Below are 24,437 nucleotides of genomic sequence, written 5' to 3' on the forward strand. Positions count from 1 at the left end.
GGTGGTGTGTTCCTTCAGACAGTGCCCAGCAAACCCTGCGGGCGGAATCGGATCAGGAGAAGCAGTGCGACGCCGTAGATCAGCATCCGGTACTCCGCCGTCACGCGGAACAGCTCCGGCAGGCTCACGAGCGCCACCGCGCCCAGCAGCGCGCCGCTGATGTTTCCGAGCCCGCCGAGGATGACCATCGTCAGCGCCAGGATCGAGATCTGCGAGCCGAAGGTCTCGTGGTTGATGTACGAGTACATGTGCGCGGTGAAGGCGCCGCTCACGCCGGCTGCGAAGCCGCCGAAGCCGAAGGCCAGCGCCTTGTAGCGGTCGGGGCTCACGCCATAGGCGCGCGCGGCCACCTCGTCCTCGCGCACCGCGCGGAAGGTGCGGCCCAGGTGCGAGCGCAGCAGGCGCCACTGCAGCAGCGCGAGCAGCACCATCGCGCCGAACGAAGCCCAGTAGATGGCCTCGTTCGACGAGGCATCGCGCCCGAAGAGCGACAGCGGCGGAATGCCCGACACGCCGATGGGCCCGTGCGTGAGGCTTTCCCAGTTGAGGATGGTGAGCGCCACGATCTCGCCGATGCCCAGCGTGGCGATCGACACGTAGTGGCCGCGCAGCCTGAAGGCCGGGAAGATCAGCGCCGTGCCGATCAGCGAAGTGAGAAGGCCCGCGAGCACGATGCCCGTTCCCACCGGCAGGCGCAGGTCGAGCACCAGCAGCGACGATGCATAGGCGCCGATGGCCAGCAGCCCCGCATGGCCCAGCGAGATCTGCCCGATGGTGCCGGCCACCAGCGTGAGGCTCAGCGCGAGCGCGCCGTAGAGCCACGCGTTGGTGAGCGTCTGCAGCAGGTACGGAGACGGGTCGAACAGCGGCAGCGCCACCGCCGCTGCGAACAGCGCGAGCAGCAGGCTGCGCGGCACGTGCCAAGGTTTGCTCGGCGCGATGAAGGTGCCTGTGAGCGGCTCGGGCGGCAACGCGCGCTTGCGTCCGAACAGCCCGTTGGGCTTCCACAGCAGGATCACAAGCAGCAGCGCAAAGGCGAAGAGATTGCGGTACGGCGTGCCGAGGATCGCCACGCCGTAGCTCTCGATCAGCCCCAGCAGCAAACTGCCCGCGATGGCGCCGGGCACGTTGCCCACGCCGCCGACCACGGTAGCCACCACGCCCTTGAGCGTGGCCTGGAAGCTCATCGCCGGGCTGATGTTGTTGTAGTACATGCCCACCAGCAGGCCCGAGAGCCCGCCCAGCGCGGCGGCGATGGCGAACACTGTCTGGTTCACGCGGTCCACGTCCACGCCCATCTGCTGCGCCGCGTCGCGGTCCTGCGCGGTGGCGCGCACGGCCCAGCCGAGTTTCGTGAAACGCAGGAAGCCGAACAGCACGGCCGCACTCGCGAGGCCGATGCCGGCGATGAGGATGTCGAGCGCGCCGATGGTGCCGGTGCCGATCTGCAGGCGCCAGTCGGGCAACTGCGTGGGCAACGAGCGAGGGTCGGGGCTGAACACCAGCTGCACCAGGATGTCGAGCACGAAGCTGATGCCGATGGTGGCCAGCAGCGGCGCGATGCGCGCAGCGCCCTGTAGCGGCCGTAGGCCCACGCGTTCGATCAGCATGCCCAGCGCGCCCGAGCCGATCACCACCAGCGCGATGGTCACGGGCAGCGGCGTGTGCAGGTACGTGATCGACGCCCAGCCGATGTACGCGCCCACGGTGTACACCGAGCCGTGCGCGAAGTTGATGAGATGCGAGACGCCGAAGATCAGCGCGAGCCCCACCGCCAGCAGCGCATAGATGTTGCCGATGATCAGGCCGTTGACGGTGTAGTCGAAGAACGAAGTGAAGCTCATGGCATGCCGGCTTTGCCCCCTCTCCCGCGTGCGGGAGAGGGTTGGGGTGAGGGTGCAGCGGCCGATGCGAGGGACTGCTGTTTTGCGAAGGCCCCTGCCCTCACCCTGGCCCTCTCCCGCAAGCGGGAGAGGGAACGACGCGCGAGACTGCTCATTTCGATGCAGCCACCGCCGCCTTCTCGTCCAGCTGCGCCCACCTGCCGTCCTTCACGACGAGGTTGACGCTCTTCACGCCGATGATCCGCCGCGTCTGCGCATCGAAGCTGGCCTTGCCGAAGATCACGCTGGGCACGTCCTTGATCTTGTAGAAGGCGTCGCGCACGGCCTTGCGGTCGGCACCGGGGCCTGCCTGGCGCAGCGCGGCGGCGGCGTACACCACCGCGTCGTAGGCGTAGGCGTTGAAGGCGTCGGGCTCCTTGCCGTACCTGGCGCGGAAGCTCTTCACGAAGTCCTGCACCTCGGCGCGCGGCTCGTCGGGATAGAAGGCAGTGTTGGTGTAGATGCCGTTCACCGCCGCGCCGCCGAGCTCGATGAACTTCGGCGAATACACCGAGCCCACCGCGGCGATGGGCTGCTTCAGCCCCACGCTGCGCACCTGGCCCGCGATGAGCGCGCCGTCGGGGTAGTAGGAGATGAGCAACAGCCCGTCGGGGTTGGCGTCGCGCACGCGCACCAGCGACGATCGGAAGTCCTTCTCGTCGGGCTGGTAGCCCTCGGCGATGGCGACCTGCGCGCCGCGCTCCTGCGCGGCCTTCACGAGCACGTCCTTGCTGGTGCGGCCCCAGTCGGTGTTCAGATACAGCACGGCGATGCGCTTGAAGCCCAGCGTCTTCACCGCGAGCTCGGCCAGCAGTGGCTGCGCGTCGGCCTGGCTGATGGAGGGGCTCCAGATGTAGTCGCCGCCCTTGGTGAAGTCGGGGTGCGAGTTGGTGAAGCCCAGCTGCACCAGGCCCGCGCGCTGGTAGATGGGCGAGGCGGCCATCGAGGCCGGGCTGGAGAAGTCGCCGAGCTCGATGAGCACGCGCTTGTCGTTCACCAGCTTCTGCGCGATGGCCACCGACTGGCGCGGGTCGCTCTGGCTGTCTTCGAAGTTGTAGGCCAGCGGACGGCCGTGGATGCCGCCCTGCGCGTTGATGTGCTCCAGCGCGAGGTCGAAGCCGGCCTTCCACTGCGCGCCGTACTGCGCGTTCTGTCCGGTGACGGGCCCGCTCACGCCGAACCACACCGGCTCGCCGGTGGCAGGTGCGGCCAATGCGGCAAAAGGCGCGGCCAGCAGGGCCATGGAGAGTGCGGTCACATGACGCAGGAAGCGGTGGCGGTTCAAGAGCAGCGGCATGGTGTCGTTCGGGTCCGGTGATGGATGGGAGAGGTGCGGGGAGCCAGTCATTCTTCGCCCGCGCTCCACACCGGGGAACGAACAAAAACGGGGAGGCTTATGCGCTTTCCGAGCAAAGGGACAAGCACTCGCGCGGCTTCGGTGCTGCGTTTAAGCTGCGCGCCACATGAAGCGACGACACCTTCTCCATCTGCTGGCGGGCGTATCCGCTGCGAGCCTCCTGGCGGCATGCGGCAGGCGCAAGCCCTCGACGGCGGCGCTGAAGTCCGGAGCCCACGTGCTGGCCCTGGGCGACAGCCTGACCTTCGGCTACGGCGCGCCGCCCGAGGCGTCATGGCCGGTGAAGCTGGGCGAACTCACTGGCTGGCAGGTCGAGAACGCGGGCGTCAATGGCGACACCTCGGCGGGCGCGCTGCAGCGCCTGCCAGGTCTGCTGGGCGGCGCGAGCTACGACGCGATCCTGATCGGCATCGGCGGCAACGACATGCTGCGTGGCGTGTCGGCCGCATCCACGCGCGACAACCTCGTGGAGCTCGTCACCCAGGCGCGCGCGCACACGCCCTACGTGGCCGTGCTGGCGACGCCCGCGCCCGATGCGATGCGAGCGGCGGTGGGGTCGCTCAGCGATGCGCCGTTCTACGAAGAGGTGGCGAAGGCACAGCAGGCGCTGCTGGTCGCCAACGTGTATTCGAGCGTGCTCTCGGATTCGTCGCTGCGCTCCGACCGCATCCATGCGAATGCGCGAGGCTACGAGAAGGTCGCGCAGCTCCTGGCGGATCAGCTCAAGTCCGCTGGCTGGCGTTGAGCAGGTCGACGTAGGCGCCCTGCACCAGCTGGCCGGTGCGCACGCCCAATTGCGCCATGAGTGCATGCGCCTCGGCGATGCCGGCCTCGGCCGACTCGCCCTCCTCCAACACCACTTCGAGCTCGAGGAATTCGCCAAGCCCTTCCACGCGATCGAGGTGGATGCGCGTGCGGCCCGCGAGGAACAGCCGGCGCTGCTTGCGCACCCGGCCCGCCTGGCCCCAGGCGAGCGTGAGCGATTCGCGCAGCACGTCGGGCGTGGCGCAGGGCGTGATCAGGTAGAACGATTCCTTCGGACCGCTGCTGTTGGCGCGACGATAGAAGATCAGCTCCGCGCGGTCGGGCGCGAAGGTGCGCAGCTTGAGGCGGTCGGCGCCGTCGGTGCAGCGGAAGAAGGTGTCTTCCTGCGCGATCTCGATGGGGCCCTTGTCGGCCAGTGTCGCGGCGATGGCTGCAACGCGTTCCACGCTGTCGATGCGGGCCTTGATTTCTATGTTTCTAGACATCTCGGGAAGCTCAAGGCGCGCTGCCTTGCGGGCCCACGGACGGCGGTGCAGCACGCCCGCTCGATCCTGGCGAGAGCTTGCGCCCGAAGGCCTCGCCCACCCGGCGCACGGGCCGGCTGGCCTTTTCCGACACGTTGTTGACGCCGCGCCGCGTAGCTGCGTCGGCGCGGTCGATGCTGCGGCCGGCGGCGTTGGTGCCGCGCTGCACGCTTCCCACAACCTTGCCGCCGCGCGAGGGCGACTTGAGCGTATGGGCGCGCTGCGCCTTCGGCGGGTTGTCGGCGCTCTGGGCCTGCGCGAGACCGGGCAGGCACAGCATCGCGGACATCGCCACGGCAAGCGGCGCGTGGAGAGAGAAGGAAAGTTTCATGGAGCCTCCTTGGTGTCTGTGTCTTCCGCTGCCACAGCGGCAGCACGCGCCATGCGCTCGCTCTTCCAGTAGACGTCGTCGCCGCCGTCCATGCGGTTGAGCACGCGCGCGAGCACGAAGAGCAGGTCGCTGAGCCGGTTGAGGTATTGGCGCAGCGCGTCGTTGAGTTGTTCGACGGCGCCCAGCGCCACCACGGCACGCTCGGCCCTGCGCGCCACCGTGCGGCACACATGCGCGAGCGAGGCCGCGCGTGTGCCGGCGGGCAGGATGAATTCAGCCAGGCGCGGCAGCGCGGCGTTGTGTTCGGCGAGCGCGTTGTCGAGCTGCAGCAGGGCCTCGGACTTCAGCAGCGTGAAGCCCGGCATCGACAGCTCGCCGCCAAGGTTGAAGAGCTGGTGCTGCACATCGACCAGCAGCTCGCGCACGGGCTCGGGCATAGGCTCGCACAGCAGCACGCTGATGTTCGAGTTGAGTTCGTCCACGTCGCCCATCGCGTGCACGCGCAGGTTGTCCTTCGACACGCGCGTGTTGTCGCCGAGGCCGGTAGTGCCGTCGTCGCCCGTTCGGGTGGCGATCTGGGAAAGTCGGTTGCCCATGGGCGCTCCTGCTTCTTTCTTACTGCGCGACGGTCGATGCGTCGATCTTGCCCGCCAGCCATTGCAGACCGGCGAGGTGCTGCTGGTCATGGCTGCAGAGGTAGTGGATGAGGCTGCGCATCGTGAGCGGGCCGTAGCCTTCGAACACTGCCGTGCGCGCGAGCTGTGCGTCGCTCAGGCTGGAGATGATCTCCATCGTCTGCGCGCGCGCCATGCGGAAATCGGCCAGCACCTGCGCCGCATCGGCCGCTCCGTAGTTGCGCTCGATGGCCAGCGGCTCGCTGTCGATGGATGCGAGCGTGGGATGCGATTCGGCCAGCGTGCGCCGGAAGCGCACGTGGTAGCCCTCGATCTCGATGTCGCGCACATGGCAGAGCTGCTCGATGGCGGTGAAGGCCTCGCTGGGCACGCCTTCCCACGAAGGCGGCGTCCAGTGCCTGAAGGCGAAGGGAATGGCCGCGTAGTGGGCCTCCAGCTGCGAGGGGAAGGCCGCAAGGGCGCTGAGTGTGGTGGGGTTCATGTTTTTCCGAAGCGCATTATGGTGCTCGCTCCGTAGAATGGCCGATCACCCCCACCCCGCCAGGAGACAGCCGATGAACGCCCCGACCCAAACCTCGCACCTGATGCCGGAGCTTCATCTGCGCGACGTCCCCGAGAGCCTGATCGAGGCGCTGAAGGCACGCTTCGGCGCCAACTGTTCCACGGCGATGGCGGTGCGCACGCAGCACGGCCGCGACGAGTCTTCCTTCGACGCGCCGCCCCCCTCCGCCGTGGTGTTCGCCGAGAGCACGCAGGATGTTGCAGACGCGGTGAAGCTCGCGAGCGAGCACAGCGTGCCGGTCATTCCCTTCGGCGTGGGCTCCTCGCTCGAAGGCCACCTGCTGGCGGTGCAGGGCGGCATCAGCATCGACGTCTCGCGCATGAACAAGGTGCTGTCGGTGAATGCCGACGACCTCACGGTGACGGTGCAGCCCGGCGTCACGCGCAAGCAGCTCAACGAAGAGATCAAGAGCACGGGCCTGTTCTTCCCCATCGACCCGGGCGCCGACGCCTCCATCGGCGGCATGACGGCCACGCGCGCCAGCGGCACGAACGCGGTGCGCTACGGCACGATGCGCGAGAACGTGCTGGCGCTCGAAGTGGTGACGGCCGCGGGCGAAGTCATCCGCACCGGCACGCGCGCGAAGAAGTCGTCGGCCGGCTATGACCTCACGCGCCTCATGGTGGGCAGCGAGGGCACGCTGGGCGTGGTCACCGAGATCACGCTGCGCATCTACCCGCTGCCCGAGGCGGTGTCCGCGGCGATCTGCTCGTTCCCGAGCATCGAGGCCGCGGTGCGCACCACCATCGAAACCATCCAGCTCGGCGTGCCGATCGCGCGCGTGGAGCTGATCGACGTGAACACGGTGCGCATGGTGAACGCCTACGCCAAGCTGAACCTGCGCGAGGAACCGATGCTGCTGATGGAGTTCCACGGCTCGCCCGCCGGCGTGAAGGAGCAGGCCGAGACGGTGCAGGAGCTCGCGAGCGGCCACGGCGGCAATGCCTTCGAGTGGGCGAGCACGCCGGAAGAGCGCACGCGGCTGTGGACGGCGCGGCACAACAGCTACTTCGCGGCGGTGCAGTCGCGTCCCGGCTGCCGCGTGATCTCGACCGACACCTGCGTGCCGATCTCGCGCCTGGCCGACTGCCTGCTCGACTCGGTGGCCGAGGCCGATGCCAGCGGCATCCCCTACTTCCTCGTCGGCCACGTGGGCGACGGCAACTTCCACTTCGGCTACCTGCTCGACCCGAACATCCCCGAGGAGCGCGTGAAGGCCGAGGAGCTGAACCACGCGCTGGTGAGCCGCGCGCTGGCGCTCGAAGGCACCTGCACCGGCGAGCACGGCGTGGGGCTGCACAAGATGGAGTTCCTGGTGAACGAGGCGGGCACGGGCGCCATCGACATGATGCGCACGATCAAGCGCGCGCTCGATCCGAAGAACATCATGAATCCGGGGAAGATCTTCAGCCTCTGATTCCGCGCAGCACTCAACGAAAAAGCCCGGGGCTCTTGCGAGCCGCCGGGCTTTTTGTTGTGCGATGACCGATCGATCGATCAGTTGCTGCGGCGACGGGCTGGTGCCTTCTCTGCCGGCACGTAGGTCTGCGAGGGTGCCGCACCACCGTCCACGCCCAGGCGGCCGCCGCCGCCGAGGCCCTGGCCACGCACGGTCTGCGCCTTGTAGTTGCGCAGCGAGCGGACCATCTGGTTGAAGGCGTCCATGAAGGCCGCGGCGATCACCTTGCCCTGGGCGGTGTTGGTGTAGCCACCGAGGCCGCCGCCCGCGCTGCGGCCAGCGAGTGCACCGAAGGCGCCGAAGTCGGTCTTGGAGGCGCTGCCTTCGGAAGCGGCAACCTGCACACCGGAGCGGTTGTCGATCAGGGTCAACATCGCGCTGGCTTCCTTGGTCTGCATGCTGCCGCCCAGGGCTGCGAGCGCACGACCACGGCCGCCACCCACCAGGCCGCCGAGCGCGCCGCCGACGCCGCCAGCGTCGCTGTTGCTGAACACGATTTCGGGCGACAGGCCGTAATCGGAAGCGACCATCTGGCCGCGGCCGAAGTTGCTGCCGCCGCGCATTTCGCCCGACTGCATCAGCGCGCGTTCGCGCGTCATGGCATTCATGCCTGCAGCGCCGCGTTCGACCACGATGAAGCAGTTCGATTGCTGCACCAGCAGGCGCAGCAGGTTGGCCGTGGGAGGCAGGCGGTATTCGCCGGTGAGGATGGTGTACCAGCCCGCGTTCTGGTTCTCGATCAGGGAGACGGTGCCGAGCGGCGATTCGCAGCGCTCGAGCTGGCTGCTGGCGTTGTCGGTGGCGCCACCCGCCGCGCTGCCGGTGGCCATGGTCTTGGCCGACTGGCTGCCCATTTGCATGTCGGTCGTGGCGCAACCGGTGAGAAGAAGTGCGCCGGCGGCGATGGCCGCGAGCGGAAACCTGGTGAGCTGCATGGTGGACTACTCCCTCTGTTTGTTCAGAGAACTGGGGTTGGAAAAACCAGCGGTCGAGGATACGCGCAAAGGATTGCAGGAATCAATCAAACGAATGCCGGAGCCCCGATTCACAACACTAGGCCGTTCGGCGGATGCGTTCGATCAGTCCGTTGAGCGCATCGATGGAGCCGAAGTGGATCGCGAGCTCGCCGCTTTCCTCGACGCGGCCGCCGCGCTTGGTGCGCTTCTTGATGCGGACCTCGACCTCGGCCGTGAGCAGGTCGGCCAGTTCTTCCTCGACGCGCAGCAGGTCGCGCGACTTCTCGCCGTCGTTGCTGCGGCGCGAGGGCGTGAGCGTGAACTCGGCCGCGAGCTTCTTCACCAGCGACTCGGCCTCGCGCACCGACATCTTCTTGGCCGCGATCTGGTTGGCGGCCGTGATCTGGGTGCCGCGGTCGAGCGACAGCAACGCGCGGGCATGGCCCATGTCGATGTCGCCGGCCATCAGCATCTGCTGCGCGGGCTCGGCCAGGTTGAGCAGCCGCAGCAGATTGCTGGCCGCACTGCGCGAGCGGCCCACGGCCTGCGCCGCCTGCTCGTGAGTGAGCCCAAACTCGGTCACCAGGCGTTGCAAACCTTGGGCCTCTTCGAGCGGATTGAGATCCTCGCGCTGGATGTTCTCGATGAGCGACATCGCCGCAGCGGCCTCGTTGGGCACGTCGCGCACCAGCACTGGCACGCTGTCGAGGCCGGCGAGCTTCGCGGCACGGAAGCGCCGCTCGCCCGCGATGATTTCGTACTCGGCGTTCTTGGCCGCGGCCGATTCGGGATCGAGCCGGCGCACCAGGATCGGCTGCATGATGCCCTGCACCTTGATGCTCTCGGCCAGCTCGTAGAGCGCGCCCTCGTCCATGCGCGTGCGCGGCTGGTAGACGCCGGCGACCATCTGGTCGAGCATCAGCGTGCTCGGGTTGCGTTGCGCGCCGCCCTCCTCCGCATCGTTGGCGCTGCCACTGCCGCCGCCTGTGTTGTCGGCGGATGGGGCGGCCGTCGGGCCCAGCAGCGCTTCGAGGCCGCGGCCCAGTCCCTTGGGTTTCTTGGTCGCCATCAGTTCTTTTCTTTCGAGATTTCGTTCAGGAGTTTCCGGCCCTCGGGCCAGTCGCCCAGGCCCGATTCGGCATTCAGATGACCGCCCGCGCCGGCATCGATGAAGCGCGCGCCCCAGTCGGCGGCAAGTTGCCGGGAGCGCGAGGCTTCGCAATAAGGATCGTCATTGGCGGCGATCAGCACCGCCGGGAACGGCAGCGGCTTGCGCACGATGGGCGCCCAGCCGGGAATCTGCTGGCGCAGGTTGTCGCTCTCCACGTCTCCGGGTGCGACCAGCAGCGCGCCGCGCACCTTGTGCGTGTTGCGCGAATGCGCGGCCCAGGCGGCAACGAGGATGCAGCCCAGGCTGTGCGCCGCGAAGACCACCTGGCCGGGCGATGCCAGCACTTCTTCTTCGAGCCGTGCGGACCAGTCGCCGCGCAGCGGGCGCATCCACTCGTGCTGCTCGACGCGGTGATCGCCATGGACCGATTCCCAGCGGGTCTGCCAATGGCCGGGGCCGCTGTTCTGCCAACCGGGCAGCAGCAGGATGCGAGGCTCTGTCATTTGCTACGGATTTGATAGCACCCTGCGGGTCGCAAGCGGCCGTCAGGCATTGTTCTCACTTGTCGAGTCGGTAGCCGGCGCGGCCGCCGGCGCCATGACGTCGTCGGGAATCGGCAGGTCCGGCGTAATGCGCGCAACCGGTGCGATCGGCGGAGCCACCGCGCCGGAGGCAAAGGCGCTCGCGGGCGGCATCTTGTCGACCAGTTCCTGCGCGAAGGCGATGAAGGCCTGGCTGCCGCGCGCGGCCGGGTCGAACACCACGCCGGGCAGCCCGTAGCTCGGCGCTTCGGCCAGCCGTACGTTGCGCGGGATGACGGTGTCGAACACCTTGTCGCCGAAGTGGGACTTGAGCTGCTCGCTCACCTGCTGCTGCAGCGTGATGCGCGGATCGAACATCACGCGCAGCAGGCCGATGATCTGCAGGTTCTTGTTGAGGTTGGCGTGCACCTGCTTGATGGTGTTGACCAGGTCGGTCAGGCCTTCGAGCGCGAAGTACTCGCACTGCATCGGCACGATCACGCCGTGGGCGGCGCACAGCCCGTTCAGCGTCAGCAGGCTCAGGCTGGGCGGGCAGTCGATCAGCACGAAGTCGTACTCGGCACCGACGGCCGCCAGCGCGGTGCGCAGGCGCTTCTCGCGGCGGTCGAGCGCGACCATTTCGACTTCGGCACCCGCCAGTTCTCGGTTGGCGCCCAGCACGTCGTAGCCGCAACCGCCTTCCACCAGCTTGTCGGCCTTGACCCGCGCCTCGGCCACCGAGGCCGATTCGAGCAGCACGTCGTACACCGTCAACTCCAGCTCGCGCTTGTCGATGCCCGAACCCATGGTGGCATTGCCCTGCGGGTCGAGGTCGATCATCAACACGCGCTGGCCTACCTTTGCCAGACCGGCGGCGAGATTGACGGTGGTGGTGGTCTTGCCGACGCCGCCCTTCTGGTTGGCGATGCAGAAAATCTTGGCCATGTGAGTACCGGGGATCGATCGATCAGCGCGAGATTGCGAGCTTGACGCCGAAGGCGATCAGGAAGCTGCCGGCAAGCTTTTCGAGCGTGGTGGAAATGCGGGGATTCGCGCGGATACGCTCGGCCAGGAAGTGCGTGAGCAGCGTCGAGGTCAGGCCGTACAGGAACGTCAGCGCGGCGATGGTCACGGCCATCGCGCCAAAAGTGATCAGGCCCTGGTGCCGGGCCGGGTCCACGAACAGCGGGAAGAAGGCCATGTAGAACACGATCGCCTTCGGATTCAGCAGCGTGATCGTGAATGCCTGGCGCATGAAGTGGCTGGGCTTGATGTTGAGGATAGGGGCCGAGCCGGGCTTCGCCATCAGCATCTTGATGCCCATCCAGGCCAGATAGGCTGCGCCCAGCCATTGCACTGCCTTGAACGCAGCCGGGTAGGCAGCCATGACGGCCGACACGCCGGCCACCGCTGCCCAGAGGAGGAACTGGTCGCCGACGATCACCCCGGCCGTCGCGGCGAGACCGCCACGGATGCCGCCCTTGCTGGTCGAGGTGATCAGCGCGAGATTGCCCGGACCGGGAATCAGGAGGAACAGGATGATGGCGGCGACGAATGCGCCGTAGTCAGCGATGCCGAACATGGGTTTGCCTCGAAAAAGCGAGCCAGGAAGGAGACCAGAGGGAGGCATCGAGTCTAAGCGAGCACACTGCCGCGAAGATCGTTCGGACACCGGCTTTTACCGGTGTCGCCCCCTCTTTTCGTGAATCAGGCGCCGATTTCGGCAGGAGCCTTGCGTGCCCAGACAATGCAGCGCTCGGCATCCAAGCCCGGAACCGTCAGTTGTTCCACGTGAAACACAGACACGCCCTTGGGCAATACAGCGAGTTCGTCGGTCGGTACCTTGCCCTTCATGGCGAGCCAGACACCGCCGGGTGCGAGCAGATTCATCGAGCCGTTGAAGAAATCGGGCAGCGATGCGAAAGCGCGGGAGCTGATGATTTCATAGCTGCCGACCAGCGATTCGACCCGGGCATGCAGCCCGCGAAGGTTCGGCAGTTCCAGTTCACCTGCGACCTGCTGGACAAATGCGGCCTTCTTGGCCACCGCATCAAGGCAACTCACTTCAAGATCGGGTCGCATGATCGCGATCACCACCCCAGGCAAGCCGCCACCGGAACCCACATCCAGCAGCTTCCCCTTCCCTGCCCATTCGCGCCGCAGCGGCGCGACCGCCGCGAGACTGTCGAGCAGGTGGTGCGTCAGCACGCTTGCCGGATCGCGCAGCGCCGTGAGGTTGTAGACCTTGTTCCACTTGAGCATCAGCGTGCCGTACGCCAACAGCCGTTCGGCCTGGGAATCGGACAGCGCCACGCCCATGTCGGCCGCGCCTGCGCGCAGCGTGTCGATCGGCGCCGTCATTCGGCGGCAGCTTCCGTTGCAGCGTCGCGGGCAAAGGCCTTATGGCCGCCCTTTCGCAGATGGATCATCAGCAGGGAAATGGCGGCCGGCGTCACACCGGAGATGCGCGAAGCCAGTCCCAGCGTTTCCGGCCGGTGCTTGTTGAGCTTCTGTCGCACCTCGAAGCTCAGCGCCTTGACCTGGCTGTAGTCGAAATCGACCGGGAGCTTCAGGTTCTCGAAGTGCGCCGCGCGCTCCACTTCGTCATGCTGGCGCTCGATGTATCCGGAGTACTTGGCCGAGATCTCGATCTGCTCGATCTCGGTCTCGCTCAGCGGAGCTTGGGCGCTGTACTTGCCGCCATCGAGCGTCATCAACGTTTCGTAGCTCACGTCCGGCCGGCGCAGCAGATCGGCCAAGTTGTATTCGTGGTCGATGGCCTTGCCCAGCACCCGCTCCGATTCCGAAGCCGGCAGGTTGCGCGGGTTCACCCAGATCGACTTGAGGCGCTCTGTTTCACGTGAAACAGCGTCGCGCTTTCGGCTGAATGCGTCCCAGCGCTCGTCGTCTACCAAGCCCAGCTTTCGTCCGGTTTCGGTCAGGCGCATATCGGCGTTGTCCTCGCGCAGCTGCAGCCGGAACTCGGCGCGGCTGGTGAACATGCGGTATGGCTCGGTCACGCCCTTGGTGATGAGGTCGTCGACCAGCACGCCCAGGTAGGCTTCATCGCGGCGCGGCAGCCAAGCGTCTTCGCCGCGGCATTGCAACGCGGCGTTGATACCGGCGAACAGACCCTGAGCCGCCGCCTCTTCATAACCGGTCGTGCCGTTGATCTGCCCGGCAAAGAACAGTCCCTTGACCGAGCGTGTCTCGAAACTGCTCTTGAGCTCCCGCGGATCGAAGTAGTCGTATTCGATGGCATAGCCAGGCCGCAGGATGTGAGCGTTCTCCAGCCCGGGCATCGAGCGCACGAGCTGGTACTGGATGTCGAAGGGCAGGCTGGTCGAGATCCCGTTCGGGTAGTACTCGTTGGTCGTCAGCCCTTCGGGCTCGAGGAAGATCTGGTGGCTTTCCTTGTCGGCGAAGCGGTTGATCTTGTCCTCCACGCTCGGGCAGTAGCGCGGACCCACGCCGTCGATCTTGCCGGTGAACATCGGGCTGCGGTCGAAGCCCGAGCGGATGATCTCGTGCGTCCGCGCATTGGTATGAGTGATCCAGCAGGGCATCTGCTGCGGATGCATGTCAGCGCGACCCATGAAGCTGAAGACCGGCACCGGCCCTGCCCCGCCGGGCATGCCGTCACCCGGCTGCTCGGTGCATTTGGAGAAATCGATGCTGCGCCCGTCGAGCCGCGGCGGCGTGCCGGTCTTGAGGCGGCCTTGCGGCAGCTTCAGTTCCTTGAGCCGCGCAGAAAGGCTGACTGCCGGCGGATCGCCTGCGCGCCCGGCCTGGTAGTTGTCGAGGCCGACGTGGATGCGCCCGTCGAGGAAAGTGCCCGCGGTCAGCACCACGGTCCGCGCACGGAAAGCGATGCCCACCTGCGTGACGGCGCCGACCACGCGATCGCCCTCCACCATCAGGTCGTCGACCGCCTGCTGGAACAGGCTCAGGTTCGGCTGGTTCTCCAGCCTGCGGCGGATGGCCGCCTTGTACAGGACACGGTCCGCCTGAGCGCGGGTCGCTCGCACGGCCGGGCCCTTGCTCGAATTGAGGATGCGGAACTGGATGCCGGCCTCGTCGGTCGCGATCGCCATTGCACCGCCGAGCGCGTCGACCTCCTTCACCAGGTGGCCCTTGCCGATGCCGCCGATCGACGGGTTGCAGCTCATCTGCCCCAGCGTCTCGATGTTGTGGGAGAGCAGCAGCGTCTTGGCGCCCATGCGCGCAGCGGCGAGCGCGGCTTCGGTGCCGGCATGGCCACCGCCGACGACGATCACGTCGAATTCTTCGGGGTACAGCATTTGAAAATGGGGAGCGCACAACTGACGCGTGCGCGGCGCAAAAGGGGCACCGATTTTAATCGGCCGCACCCTTTTGCGTCCCTTGTGTGGATAAGCTGGGAGAGCGACGCCTAAGGGCTGCCTCCAAGGCCGGTCCTCGATAGTTTGCTATTATTTTTATAGCAAACAAATCAATCAGGCCGCGGCTTCGTCAACTTGTCCAAGGGGCACGGGCTTCTCGATGCCCATCACCTCGCCGGTGGGCGAAGGCGGCATCGACGGCTGCAGGCTCTCGTCCTGCAGCTCGCGCACGACGAGCTTCTTCCCCGTCATCCGCACGTCGCCGAAGATCGTGCAGAAGGCCACGTCCTTCGCGTCGCGCCCCGTACCCACGCGCACCAGCCGGTCGACCGGCGCCATGCGGGTCGGATCGAACAGCACCCAGCGCCCGCCCAGCCATGCCTCGAACACGGCATGGAAATCCTGCGGCGGCTCGTCGAACCACACGTAGCCGACCACCAGCCGCGCCGGAATGTTCAGCGCGCGGCAGAAGGTGATGCCCAGGTGCGCGAAGTCGCGGCACACGCCCGCGCGTTCCACGAACACCTCGCGCGCGGTCGTGGTCGAGTCGCTGCTGCCCGGCTCGTAGGTGATGCTGTCGTGGATCCAGTCGACGATGGCCTGCACACGGCCGATGCCGGGCGGCAGGTCGCCGAAGAGCTGCTGGGCACAGCGCGACATCAGGTCCGACTCGCAGTAGCGCGTCGGCATCATGTAGTGCAGCACCTCGTCGGGCACCTCGGTCACCGGCATCTCGGCCAGGTCGTTCGGCACCACCACGTGGGCGCGCCGAACGCTGGCCTTGTAGGCGATCTTCAGCGGCCCCGGCTTCGCATCGAAACGGACGAAGCGGTTGCCGCTCCCCTCGTCGCAGAAAAGCCGCAAAGGCGTCGGCGGCTCCACGACCAGTTCCTCCCCGACCACGCTCTGCATCCCCGAGCGCGCTGCCTCGATGTTCAGCAGCATGTGCGCCGGGGCGGCAACTTCGTAGTCGAGCTGCGCCTCGATGTGCGAGAGGTGCATCAGTCGATCGCTTTTTTCACCGCGCCCACGCCCAGCACCGCCAGCACCACGAACAGCAGCGCCAGCACCAGGAACAGGCCGAACAGGAACTTGGCGATGCCGGCCGCACCCGCCGCGATGCCGCCGAAGCCGAGCAGCGCGGCCACGAGCGAGATGACTGCAAAAATGATGGCGTACTTCAACATGCGTTTCTCCTTGCAGCAGGCCCTGCCCGCCGTGGAACGCAGCTTAGGAAGCGCCGTCTTCCAGCCCGATAGTCACCCCGCGCGTGAGGCCGTAGGACAAAAACGCGACGCCTTCAAACCCGCTAGCATCCGCTGCGGTTTACCCAAAGAATCCAACCAACCTCGACATTCACTGGAGTTCTCGAATGAAGCTGTACTACTCGCCCGGCGCCTGCTCGCTCTCCCCCCACATCGCGCTGCATGAAGCGGGCATCGCCGCCGAACCCGTGCTGGCCAGCACCAAGAGCCACAAGCTCCAGGACGGCACCGACTACTACGGCATCAACCCGCTGGGCTACGTGCCGATGCTCGAACTCGACGACGGCACCCGCCTGCGCGAAGGCCCCGCCATCCTCCAGTACATCGCCGACCTCGCCCCCACCAAGAACCTCGCCCCGGCCGCCGGCACCATGCAGCGCTACCGCCTGCAGGAATGGCTGACCTTCATCGGCACCGAAGTGCACAAGGGCTTCAGCCCGCTGTTCAACCCGAACATGCCCGAGGAAGCCAAGACCATCTTCAAGGACAAGCTCAAGTCGCGCTTCCAGTGGCTCGACGGCGAACTCGCCAGCAAGGAATACCTGATGGGCGATCACTTCAGCGTGGCCGACGGCTACCTGTTCACCGTGACCAACTGGACCAAGCCCACGGGCGTGGACATCTCCGGCTTCCCCAACCTGCTGGCCTGGCATGCCCGCGTGGGTGCCCGCCCTGCCGTGCAGGAAGCGATGAAGGCCGAAGGTCTTCTTAAGTAAGCCGAAGCACGCAAAAGCGTGCAGAAGCAGCAGCGAGCGGATCGGGCTCCTTCAGGGAAAACCCGAACCGCTTCAGCCACAAGCCGCACGATGCGGCTTTTTTTTCGGGCCACGCTACAGGCTGGAGAGAAACAAATCTCCGCGAAGCACAAGGACCCGCGCCATGCCCGAAACACCAAAGTCCAACGAACTGCGCGAAGAGATGCGCGGGCCCGTCATGTGGCTCACCATCGATCGCGAGGAGCGCCGCAACGCCATCAGCGGCGCCGTACTCACCGGCCTGGGCGATGCCATCGCACGCGCCAACAACGACAGCGCGGTACGCGCGGTAGTCATCACCGGCGCGGGCACACGTGCCTTCTGCGCGGGCGCCGACCTGCAGAGCGGCACCTCCTTCAAGTTCGACTACGCCGCGCCCTACCAGGGCTTCGCCAACCTCTTCCGCCAGGCCCGGCAGTCGACCGTGCCGCTGATCGCGCGCGTCAACGGCGCCTGCATGGCGGGCGGCATGGGCCTCATGGCGATGTGCGACATGGCGGTGGCCAGCAGCCACGCGGTGTTCGGCTTGCCCGAGGTGAAGGTCGGCCTCTTTCCCGCGCAGGTGCTCAGCGTGCTCGGCGGCCTGCTGCCACGCCGCGTGCTGGCCGAGATGTGCATCACGGGCGAGCCCATCGACGCGGCACAGGCGCTGGAACTGAATCTGGTCAACCGCGTGAGCGACGACGTCGACGAGAGCGTCGACTGGCTGCTCGGCCGCATGCTCGACAAGTCGCCCGCAGCCATCCGCCGCGGCCTCTACACCATGAAGAAGATCGAGGCCATGGCCTTCGAGGAATCGATGGCCTTCACCGAAAGCCAGATCGGCCTGTTCGCGCTCACCGAGGACGCGGCCGAAGGACAGCTCGCCTTCCGCGAGAAGCGCAAGCCACAGTGGAGCGGACGATGAGCGGCAGCGGCAACATCGACGAACGCATCGTCCGCATCGGCGGCGCCTCGGGCTTCTGGGGCGACAGCAGCGTGGGCGCGCCGCAGCTCGTGGCCAGCGGCCGGATCGACTACCTCGTGTTCGACTACCTCGCCGAACTCACCATGTCGATCCTCGCGGGCGCCCGGCTCAAGAAGCCCGAGCTCGGCTACGCCACCGACTTCATCTCGGTGGCGATGAAGGCCGTGCTGAAAGACGTCGTGGAACAGGGCGTCCGCGTGGTGAGCAACGCGGGCGGCGTCAACCCGCAAGGCTGCGCCGATGCATTGGCCGCGCTCGCGGCCGACCAGGGTATCGCACTGAAGATCGCCGTGGTGAGCGGCGACGACGTGTCGCCGCTTCTGCCCGGGCTGCGCAAGTCGCAACCGCCCGTGCGCGAACTGCAGAGTGGCGCCGCGCTGCCCGAGCGCGTGCTCACCGCCAACGTCTACCTCGGCGCACAGCCAATAAGGGCCGCGCTCGATGCGGGCGCGCAGGTCGTCATCACCGGCCGCTGTGTCGACTCGGCCGTCACGCTCGGCGTGCTCATGCATGAATTCGAGTGGCAGCCGGACGATCTCGACCTGCTCGCCGCGGGCAGCCTCGCGGGCCACATCATCGAATGCGGCTGCCAGGCCACCGGCGGCCTGCACACCGACTGGGACACCGTGCCCGACTGGCCCAACATCGGCTACCCCATCGTCGAATGCAGCGCCGACGGCAGCTTCGTCGTCACCAAGCCCGCGGGCACCGGCGGCAAGGTCACGCCCGCGGTGGTGGGCGAGCAGATGCTCTACGAGATCGGCGACCCCGCCGCCTACCTGCTGCCCGACGTGGTGGCCGACTTCACGCAGGTGCGCATCGAGCAGGCCGGCGAGCACCGCGTGCGCGTGCACGGCGCTCGCGGCCATGCACCGACTGCGAGCTACAAGGTCAGCGCCACCTACGTCGACGGCTTCAAGACGGCGGCGCAGCTCACCATCGTGGGCTTCGACGCGGTGGCCAAGGCGAAGCGAACGGGCGAAGCCATCCTCGCGCGCACCGGCGCGCTTTTCTCGCAGCATGGCCTTGGCCCCTACAGCGGCACGCAGCTCGAAGTGCTGGGCGCGGAGTCCTGCTACGGACCGCACGCGCGCGCATCGCAGACGCGCGAAGCGGTGCTGCGGCTTGCGGTGACGCACCCGCGCAAAGAAGCTCTGGAACTGTTCGTGCGTGAGGTCGCTCCGGCCGGTACATCGTGGGCTCCAGGCACCACCGGCGCGGGTGGCGGACGCGCCTCGGTTTCCCCATCGATCCGTCAGTACGCGTTCCTGCTCGACAAATCACTGGTCGAGGCATCGGTGGTCATCGATGGAAAGCGCATCGATGTTCCCCGCCCCCAAGTCCCGTCGCCAGCCGAGGTGGCCAAGCCCACCTCTTCGCCTGCCAGAGCCATCAAGACGGAGATCATCGCTTCCGATGCCGACAGCATCGAAGTACCGCTGCTGCGCCTGGCCTGGGCCCGCAGCGGCGACAAGGGCGACACCTCGAACATCGGCGTCATCGCACGTCACCCTGCCCTGCTACCGCTGTTGAGCGATCAACTCACCGAAGCACGCGTGGCCGATTGGCTCGCGCACCTCGTCAAGGGGCAAATCACGCGCTACGAGGTGCCCGGCATCGGCGCTCTCAACTTCGTCTGCGAGCAGGCGCTGGGCGGCGGCGGCATGGCCTCGCTGCGCAACGATCCGCTCGGCAAGGGCATGGGCCAGATCCTGCTGGCCATGCCGGTGCGCGTGAGCCCGGCACTGTTGGCACTGCTCGCCTAGCACCAATCCGTCAACCGTGCGACAGCAGGGTTGAGGCGGCGCGCTTAGCCTTGCGCCCCGTATCAACTCTGCTTTCGATCGCACGATGTCCACCCTTTTCGACCCCGTACAGGCCGGCGACCTGAAGCTCGCCAACCGCATCGTCATGGCGCCGCTCACGCGCAACCGCTCGCCGAACGCCATTCCGCCCGACATCGCCGCCACCTACTATGCGCAGCGCGCCAGCGCGGGCCTGCTCATCACCGAAGCCACCGCCATCAGCCACCAGGGCCAGGGCTACTCCGACGTGCCCGGCCTCTACGGCACCGAGCAACTCGACAGCTGGAAGCGCGTGACCGAAGCCGTGCACGCCAAGGGCGGCAAGATCGTGGTGCAGCTGTGGCACGTGGGCCGCGTCTCGCACAACGAACTGCAACCCGGTGGCGGAAAGCCCGTCGCCCCCTCGGCCATCACCGCCAAGACCAAGACCGTGCTCATCAAGGACGGCGTGCCCACCTTCGTCGACACCTCCGAGCCGCGCGCGCTGGACGCCGGCGAACTGCCGGGCATCGTCCACTCCTACGCGGTTGCCGCCCGCAGCGCCGTGGAAACCGCAGGCTTCGACGGCGTGGAAATCCACGGCGCCAACGGCTACCTGCTCGACCAGTTCCTGAAGGACGGCAGCAACAAGCGCACCGACGACTACGGCGGCAGCATCGAGAACCGCGCCCGCCTGCTGCTCGAGGTCACGCGCGCCGTGGTCGACGCCGTCGGTGGCGGCAAGACCGGCATCCGCCTGTCGCCCGTCACGCCAGCCAACGACGCCTACGACAGCGACCCGCAGCCCCTCTTCACCTACGTGGTGAAGCAGCTCGCCACGCTCAACCTGGCCTACATCCATATCATCGAAGGCGCCACCGGCGGCCCGCGCGAGATCGAGGACCGCCCCTTCGACTACGAAGCCCTCAAGGCCGCATACCGCGAGGCCGGCGGCAAGGCCGCATGGATGGTCAACAACGGCTACGACCGCCCGCTCGCCGAAGAGGCGCTGAAGGAAGGCGACGATCTCGTGGCCTTCGGCAAGCCCTTCATCTCCAACCCCGACCTCGTGCGCCGACTGCGCGAGAACGCGCCGCTGAATCCGCTCGACAAGGCCACCATGTACGGCGGCGGCGCCAAGGGCTACACGGACTATCCGGCGCTGGCCTGAAGCCGGAAGCGGCCATGGCAAGATGCGGCGGACCCGTTCGTTCGCCGCCAGCAAGGAAGGAAATGCCATGGCCCGCATCGCGCAACGACTGGCCGATTCAGGCCTCGTATTGCCACCCGCAGTCACGCCGCCTCCCGGCGTCGTGCTGCCATTCCGGTTCGTGCGCATCGTCGGCCGGCGCGCACTGATCTCGGGCCATGGCCCGCTCAATGCCGACGGCACCATCGCTGCGCCGCTGGGCAAGCTGGGCCGCGAGCTGAGCGTCGAACAGGGCTACACCGCCGCGCGGCTCACCGCGCTCGCGATGCTGGGCAGCCTGCAGCGCGCCCTCGGCGACCTGGACCGCATCACCGCATGGACACGCGTGTTCGGCATGGTCGCCTGCGCACCGGGCTTCGACAAACAGCCGGCCGTCATCAACGGCTTCTCCGATCTCATCCTCGAAGTCTTCGGCCCCGACATCGGAGCGCATTCGCGCAGCGCGGTGGGCATGGCGGAGCTGCCTTTCAACATTCCGGTGGAGATCGAAGGCGAGGTGGAGTTCGACGCATGAGCACCACGCCCTGGGCACTGCGGCGTGCCGATGCCGCTGATGCCGCAGCCATCACCGAATGCGCCGTGGAAGCCTTTCGCCACTACATTCCGCGCCTCGGCCTCACTCCCATTCCGATGACGAAGGACTATGGCGCGGCGATCGCGAACGCGCAGGTCTGGGTGGCGCAACAGGAGAAGCGCATCGTCGCAGCGCTGGTGCTCGACATCACCGAAGAGGGCTTCCTGATCGACGTGATCGCGGTGCGCCCCGCGCAGCAGGGCACGGGCGTGGGCCGCGCGTTGCTCGAACTGGCGGAACAGGAGGCGCTGCGGCAGGGCCATGACTCCATCCATCTCTTCACCAACGAGAAGATGACCGAGAACCGCGCGCTCTACGAGCGCATCGGCTACGTCGAATACAAGCGCCTCGCGCTCGCGCAGCGCACCCGCGTGTTCATGCGCAAGCCGTTGAAGTGAGGTCTTCTGCGATGCAGCTGGAACGCATTCATCACGTCGCCATCATCTGCGCCGACTACGCGGTGTCGAAGCGCTTCTACACCGAGGTGCTGGGCCTGCGCGTGGTGGCCGAGAACTACCGCGCCGCGCGCGATTCGTACAAGCTCGATCTCGCCCTGCCCGACGGCTCGCAGATCGAGCTCTTCTCCTTCCCCGGCGCGCCCGCGCGGCCTACCCGGCCCGAGGCACAGGGACTGCGGCACCTGTCCTTCGAAGTGCACGATGTGCAAGCCGCCGCCGACGAACTCGCGGCGCAGGGCATTGCGGTGGAGCCCTTGCGCATCGACGAATACACCGGCCGGCGCTTCACCTTCTTCGCCGATCCCGATGGGCTGCCGCTCGAACTCTACGAGGCCGCGCCGGGCAAGGAACTCGAAGCGCTGCTGCTGGAGCTCGAAGGCGCGCTGCATCTGCGCGAGGTGCGCGCGAGCGCTGCACGGCTGGAAGAACTGCTCGACGACGACTTCCACGAGCTCGGCGTCTCGGGCACTGTATGGACGCGCGCCGCCATCATCGAGGCGCTGCGCGACGAAGCCTTCTCCGAACGCACGATCTCGGACTTCCGCGTGCTGCGCATGGCCCTCGATGTGGCTCTGGTCACCTACCGCGCGCACCGGGAAGCCATTCCACAGCGCCCGGCGGCCGACTCCCTGCGCAGCTCGCTATGGAAGCGGCGCGCGGGCCGCTGGCGCATGGCCTTCCACCAGGGCACGCCGCTCGCCTGAGCGCTCAGGCGACTTCACCGAACGCCACGCTCACCCGCAGGCCCGTGGGCTCCGCCGCTTCGAGCCGCAGCTCGGCCCCCAGCAGCTCCGCATAGCGCGAGACGATCGACAGGCCCAGCCCGGAACCTTGCCCCAGCTTCTCTCCTGCAGGGCCTTGCGCCCACCGCTGCATCAAGGCGCGCTGGGCTTCGAGCGGAATGCCGGGCCCGTCGTCGATCACGCTCAGCGTGTGGCCCGCGAGTTCGACGGTGATGGTGCGGCCTCCATAGCGCAGCGCGTTGTCGATCAGGTTGTCGAGGATGCCCTCGACCAGCGCCTCGTTGGCCTGCACCACCACGACGTCGTCGAGGCCGCGCGCGCCCAGGTCGACGCCGCGCGCATCGGCACGCCCCAGGTGCCGAAGCACCGTCTGCTCGGCCAGCACGTCGAGCCGCACAGGCACGCGCTTGAGCTCGGTGCGGGCCTCCTCGGCCAATGCGAGCGCCAGCAACTGGTCGATGAGGTGGCTGGCGCGCGCCTGCCGCTCCGACACGCGCTCAAGCTGCTCGCGCCACACATGGGTGTCCTGCTGCGCCAGTCCGTATTCGGCCAGTGCGCGGATGCCCGCCAGCGGCGTGCGCAGCTCGTGCGCCACGTTGCCGACGAACTCGCGCTGCGCCTGCACGCTGTTGCCCAGTCGCTCGAACAGCGAGTTGACCGCATTGCCCAGGCGCTGGATCTCGCGCGAAGTCTGCGCCACGGCCACCGGAGAGAGGTCGCGCACGTCGCGCCGGTCGAGCGCGCGCTGCAGGTCGCCCAGCGGCCGCAGGTCGCTGCGGATGCCGTACCAGAGCCATATCGCGAGCAGTATCAGCAGCACGATCTGCGGCGCGAGCGCATAGCCCAGCAGCTGCCGCACGAGCGCGGCGCGGCTCAGCGTGGTCTGCGCAATGATCACGCGATAGGGCATGCTGATGTCGGGCTCGGCGTCATGCTCGAGCACCACCGCGCGCAGCGTGCTGCCCTCGTAGTTCACGTCGGAGAAGCGGTAGCGCGAGCCGTCCACCGGCAGCGGCGCCTGCAGGCCCGCCTGGCCGGAGATCAGCGAGCCATCGAGCCGCTGCACCGCGAAGTACACCTTGTCGACCTGGTCGAAGAGCACGGTGGCCACTTCGCGCGGCGTGAGCATCAGCTCGATGCCGCGCTCGCCGGCCTGCACGTTGGCCGACAGCGCATAGGCGTCGTCGAGCATGCCGCGGTCGAAGGCCTGTTCGGAGAAGTAGTTGGCGATGACCAGCGCGATGACCGCACCGACCATCCACGTGAGCGCCAGCGGCACCAGCACGTTGCGCAGCACGCGCTGCGTGAGCGACGGCGCGCGCACCGCAGCCGTCTGCGATTCGGCGATGGTCTGTTGCTGCTGCCCGTTCACGCGCGGACCGGCGTCGATCACACCTCGGCTTCGAGCAGGTAGCCGATGCCGCGCAGCGTGCGGATGCTCGCGCCCGTGCCCTGCAGCTTCTTGCGCAGGCGCGAGATGAAGGCCTCGAGCGCGTTGTCGCCGAGCGACTCATCGAAGCTGGACAGCTTGTCGGACAGCGCACGCTTGCTCACCGTACGGCCCGGCGGGCTCATGAGCTCCCAGAGCACCTCGAACTCGCGCGCGGGCAGGTCGAGCGGCCCGCTCGCGGTGGAGAAGCGCCGCGCCTTGCGGTCGAGCTTGAGCTGGCCCAGCAGCACGATGTCTTCCGTGCCCTTGGCACGGCGCACCAGTGCACGAAGGCGCGCTTCGACCTCCGCCAGGTCGAAGGGCTTGCCGAGGTAGTCGTCGGCACCCGCGTCGAGGCCGGCGATGCGTTCCTCGGTGCGCCCTCGCGCCGTGAGCACGAGCACGGGCGTGCGGTCGCCGCGCGCGCGTGCCTGCCGAAGCGCGGTGAGCCCGCTCGCGAGGCCGCTGGTCGGGCTCGCGGTGGCGGGCAGGTTGAGGTCGAGCAGCACCGCATCGAAGGGCTGCACGCGCCACAGGTGATCGGCGTCTTCCACGTTGGTGGAAACGTCGACACGGTGGCCTGCATCGGCAAGGCTGCGCACCATCACATCGCGCAGAACGGTGTCGTCTTCGACAAGCAGAATTCGCATGGTCTTTGAATGGTTGGGGGTAATCTGCCTTGCGAACGACGGGTCAGCGGCCGGTCAGTCGCTCCAAGCGATAAACGCAACATGAGCATACGACAGCACGATGAATCACGGGCCACTTTCATGGCCTGCGCCACACG

26 protein-coding genes are annotated in these 24,437 nt (G+C 67.4%); 9 read left to right on the forward strand and 17 right to left on the reverse strand.

Going from position 1 to position 24,437, the window contains the following annotated elements:
* Window positions 1-14: 14 nt before the first annotated feature.
* Together EJP67_RS06250 and EJP67_RS06255 are read right to left on the reverse strand one after the other, a co-directional pair.
* Window positions 15-1,844, reverse strand: a complete 1,830-nt coding sequence (locus EJP67_RS06250; RefSeq protein WP_126020698.1) for an ABC transporter permease — start codon at window positions 1,842-1,844, stop codon at window positions 15-17.
* A gap of 151 nt (window positions 1,845-1,995) precedes the next feature.
* On the reverse strand, window positions 1,996-3,180 hold the full coding sequence (locus EJP67_RS06255; protein WP_126020700.1) for an ABC transporter substrate-binding protein: 1,185 nt from the start codon (window positions 3,178-3,180) through the stop codon (window positions 1,996-1,998).
* 166 nt (window positions 3,181-3,346) lie between these two features.
* Between EJP67_RS06255 and EJP67_RS06260 the strand changes: the two genes are divergently transcribed.
* The gene (locus tag EJP67_RS06260) at window positions 3,347-3,985 is read left to right on the forward strand and encodes a GDSL-type esterase/lipase family protein (protein ID WP_126020701.1); all 639 of its coding nucleotides are present in this window, start codon (window positions 3,347-3,349) and stop codon (window positions 3,983-3,985) included.
* Here the strand turns inward: EJP67_RS06260 and EJP67_RS06265 are convergent.
* The 4 genes from EJP67_RS06265 to EJP67_RS06280 are packed head-to-tail and all read right to left on the reverse strand — an operon-like array spanning window position 3,963 to window position 5,976.
* A complete protein-coding gene (locus EJP67_RS06265; protein ID WP_126020703.1) occupies window positions 3,963-4,490 on the reverse strand; it encodes a class IV adenylate cyclase in 528 nt (175 codons plus the stop codon). The genes EJP67_RS06260 and EJP67_RS06265 overlap by 23 nt on opposite strands.
* A 10-nt stretch (window positions 4,491-4,500) precedes the next feature.
* Entirely contained in the window at window positions 4,501-4,860 is a 360-nt protein-coding gene (locus EJP67_RS06270; protein ID WP_165909569.1) for a hypothetical protein, read from the reverse strand.
* Window positions 4,857-5,456 (reverse strand): cob(I)yrinic acid a,c-diamide adenosyltransferase, encoded by a 600-nt coding sequence (locus EJP67_RS06275; protein WP_126020705.1) that lies wholly within the window; start codon window positions 5,454-5,456, stop codon window positions 4,857-4,859. The genes EJP67_RS06270 and EJP67_RS06275 overlap by 4 nt, the downstream gene beginning before the upstream one ends.
* Before the next feature lie 19 nt (window positions 5,457-5,475).
* Window positions 5,476-5,976 carry a DinB family protein gene (locus EJP67_RS06280; protein ID WP_126020707.1) on the reverse strand — a complete coding sequence of 167 codons (501 nt, stop codon included), beginning with the start codon at window positions 5,974-5,976 and terminating at the stop codon, window positions 5,476-5,478.
* A 73-nt stretch (window positions 5,977-6,049) separates the two neighbouring features.
* Here EJP67_RS06280 and EJP67_RS06285 point away from each other — a divergent pair, with 73 nt between their 5' ends.
* Window positions 6,050-7,474, forward strand: coding sequence for an FAD-binding oxidoreductase (locus EJP67_RS06285; RefSeq protein ID WP_126020709.1), 1,425 nt, complete (start codon window positions 6,050-6,052; stop codon window positions 7,472-7,474).
* Between the two features lie 80 nt (window positions 7,475-7,554).
* On the opposite strand, the gene EJP67_RS06290 is transcribed toward EJP67_RS06285, so the two are convergent.
* The 9 genes from EJP67_RS06290 to EJP67_RS06330 all read right to left on the reverse strand — a co-directional run bounded on the left by EJP67_RS06290 (window position 7,555) and on the right by EJP67_RS06330 (window position 15,652).
* On the reverse strand, window positions 7,555-8,451 hold the full coding sequence (locus EJP67_RS06290) for a CsgG/HfaB family protein (protein WP_126020711.1): 897 nt from the start codon (window positions 8,449-8,451) through the stop codon (window positions 7,555-7,557).
* A 118-nt stretch (window positions 8,452-8,569) separates the two neighbouring features.
* Complete coding sequence (locus tag EJP67_RS06295) at window positions 8,570-9,541, reverse strand: ParB/RepB/Spo0J family partition protein (RefSeq protein WP_126020713.1); 972 nt, start codon at window positions 9,539-9,541, stop codon at window positions 8,570-8,572.
* Entirely contained in the window at window positions 9,541-10,086 is a 546-nt protein-coding gene (locus EJP67_RS06300) for an RBBP9/YdeN family alpha/beta hydrolase (RefSeq protein ID WP_126020715.1), read from the reverse strand. Before EJP67_RS06300 ends, EJP67_RS06295 begins: the two co-directional genes overlap by 1 nt.
* A gap of 42 nt (window positions 10,087-10,128) precedes the next feature.
* Entirely contained in the window at window positions 10,129-11,049 is a 921-nt protein-coding gene (locus EJP67_RS06305; RefSeq protein WP_126020717.1) for a ParA family protein, read from the reverse strand.
* A 22-nt stretch (window positions 11,050-11,071) separates the two neighbouring features.
* Window positions 11,072-11,686, reverse strand: coding sequence for a LysE family transporter (locus EJP67_RS06310; RefSeq protein ID WP_126020719.1), 615 nt, complete (start codon window positions 11,684-11,686; stop codon window positions 11,072-11,074).
* Window positions 11,687-11,811: 125 nt separating this feature from the next.
* Complete coding sequence (gene rsmG, locus EJP67_RS06315) at window positions 11,812-12,465, reverse strand: 16S rRNA (guanine(527)-N(7))-methyltransferase RsmG (protein WP_126020721.1); 654 nt, start codon at window positions 12,463-12,465, stop codon at window positions 11,812-11,814.
* Window positions 12,462-14,405, reverse strand: a complete 1,944-nt coding sequence (gene mnmG, locus EJP67_RS06320) for a tRNA uridine-5-carboxymethylaminomethyl(34) synthesis enzyme MnmG (RefSeq protein WP_126020724.1) — start codon at window positions 14,403-14,405, stop codon at window positions 12,462-12,464. Before mnmG ends, rsmG begins: the two co-directional genes overlap by 4 nt.
* Window positions 14,406-14,579: 174 nt before the next feature.
* A complete protein-coding gene (locus tag EJP67_RS06325; protein ID WP_126020726.1) occupies window positions 14,580-15,467 on the reverse strand; it encodes a transglutaminase-like domain-containing protein in 888 nt (295 codons plus the stop codon).
* Complete coding sequence (locus EJP67_RS06330; RefSeq protein ID WP_126020728.1) at window positions 15,467-15,652, reverse strand: DUF1328 family protein; 186 nt, start codon at window positions 15,650-15,652, stop codon at window positions 15,467-15,469. The genes EJP67_RS06325 and EJP67_RS06330 overlap by 1 nt, the downstream gene beginning before the upstream one ends.
* A 185-nt stretch (window positions 15,653-15,837) precedes the next feature.
* Between EJP67_RS06330 and gstA the strand changes: the two genes are divergently transcribed.
* From gstA to gloA2, 7 genes are all read left to right on the forward strand, one after another.
* The gene (gene gstA / locus EJP67_RS06335) at window positions 15,838-16,446 is read left to right on the forward strand and encodes a glutathione transferase GstA (protein WP_126020730.1); all 609 of its coding nucleotides are present in this window, start codon (window positions 15,838-15,840) and stop codon (window positions 16,444-16,446) included.
* A gap of 163 nt (window positions 16,447-16,609) precedes the next feature.
* The gene (locus tag EJP67_RS06340) at window positions 16,610-17,392 is read left to right on the forward strand and encodes an enoyl-CoA hydratase/isomerase family protein (RefSeq protein ID WP_126020732.1); all 783 of its coding nucleotides are present in this window, start codon (window positions 16,610-16,612) and stop codon (window positions 17,390-17,392) included.
* A complete protein-coding gene (locus tag EJP67_RS06345) occupies window positions 17,389-19,218 on the forward strand; it encodes an acyclic terpene utilization AtuA family protein (RefSeq protein WP_126020734.1) in 1,830 nt (609 codons plus the stop codon). The genes EJP67_RS06340 and EJP67_RS06345 overlap by 4 nt, the downstream gene beginning before the upstream one ends.
* An 85-nt stretch (window positions 19,219-19,303) precedes the next feature.
* Complete coding sequence (locus EJP67_RS06350; protein ID WP_126020736.1) at window positions 19,304-20,407, forward strand: alkene reductase; 1,104 nt, start codon at window positions 19,304-19,306, stop codon at window positions 20,405-20,407.
* 67 nt (window positions 20,408-20,474) lie between these two features.
* On the forward strand, window positions 20,475-20,960 hold the full coding sequence (locus EJP67_RS06355) for a RidA family protein (protein ID WP_126020737.1): 486 nt from the start codon (window positions 20,475-20,477) through the stop codon (window positions 20,958-20,960).
* The gene (locus EJP67_RS06360) at window positions 20,957-21,418 is read left to right on the forward strand and encodes a GNAT family N-acetyltransferase (RefSeq protein ID WP_126020739.1); all 462 of its coding nucleotides are present in this window, start codon (window positions 20,957-20,959) and stop codon (window positions 21,416-21,418) included. Before EJP67_RS06355 ends, EJP67_RS06360 begins: the two co-directional genes overlap by 4 nt.
* Window positions 21,419-21,429: 11 nt before the next feature.
* Window positions 21,430-22,182 (forward strand): SMU1112c/YaeR family gloxylase I-like metalloprotein, encoded by a 753-nt coding sequence (gloA2, locus tag EJP67_RS06365; RefSeq protein WP_126020741.1) that lies wholly within the window; start codon window positions 21,430-21,432, stop codon window positions 22,180-22,182.
* A gap of 4 nt (window positions 22,183-22,186) precedes the next feature.
* Here gloA2 and EJP67_RS06370 read toward each other — a convergent pair whose 3' ends face one another.
* Together EJP67_RS06370 and EJP67_RS06375 are read right to left on the reverse strand one after the other, a co-directional pair.
* Window positions 22,187-23,614, reverse strand: a complete 1,428-nt coding sequence (locus EJP67_RS06370) for a sensor histidine kinase (protein ID WP_420824257.1) — start codon at window positions 23,612-23,614, stop codon at window positions 22,187-22,189.
* On the reverse strand, window positions 23,611-24,300 hold the full coding sequence (locus EJP67_RS06375; protein ID WP_126020743.1) for a response regulator transcription factor: 690 nt from the start codon (window positions 24,298-24,300) through the stop codon (window positions 23,611-23,613). The genes EJP67_RS06370 and EJP67_RS06375 overlap by 4 nt, the downstream gene beginning before the upstream one ends.
* Between the last annotated feature and the right edge of the window lie 137 nt (window positions 24,301-24,437).

The organism is Variovorax guangxiensis (genome assembly GCF_003952165.1).
Taxonomy (GTDB): domain Bacteria; phylum Pseudomonadota; class Gammaproteobacteria; order Burkholderiales; family Burkholderiaceae_C; genus Variovorax; species Variovorax guangxiensis.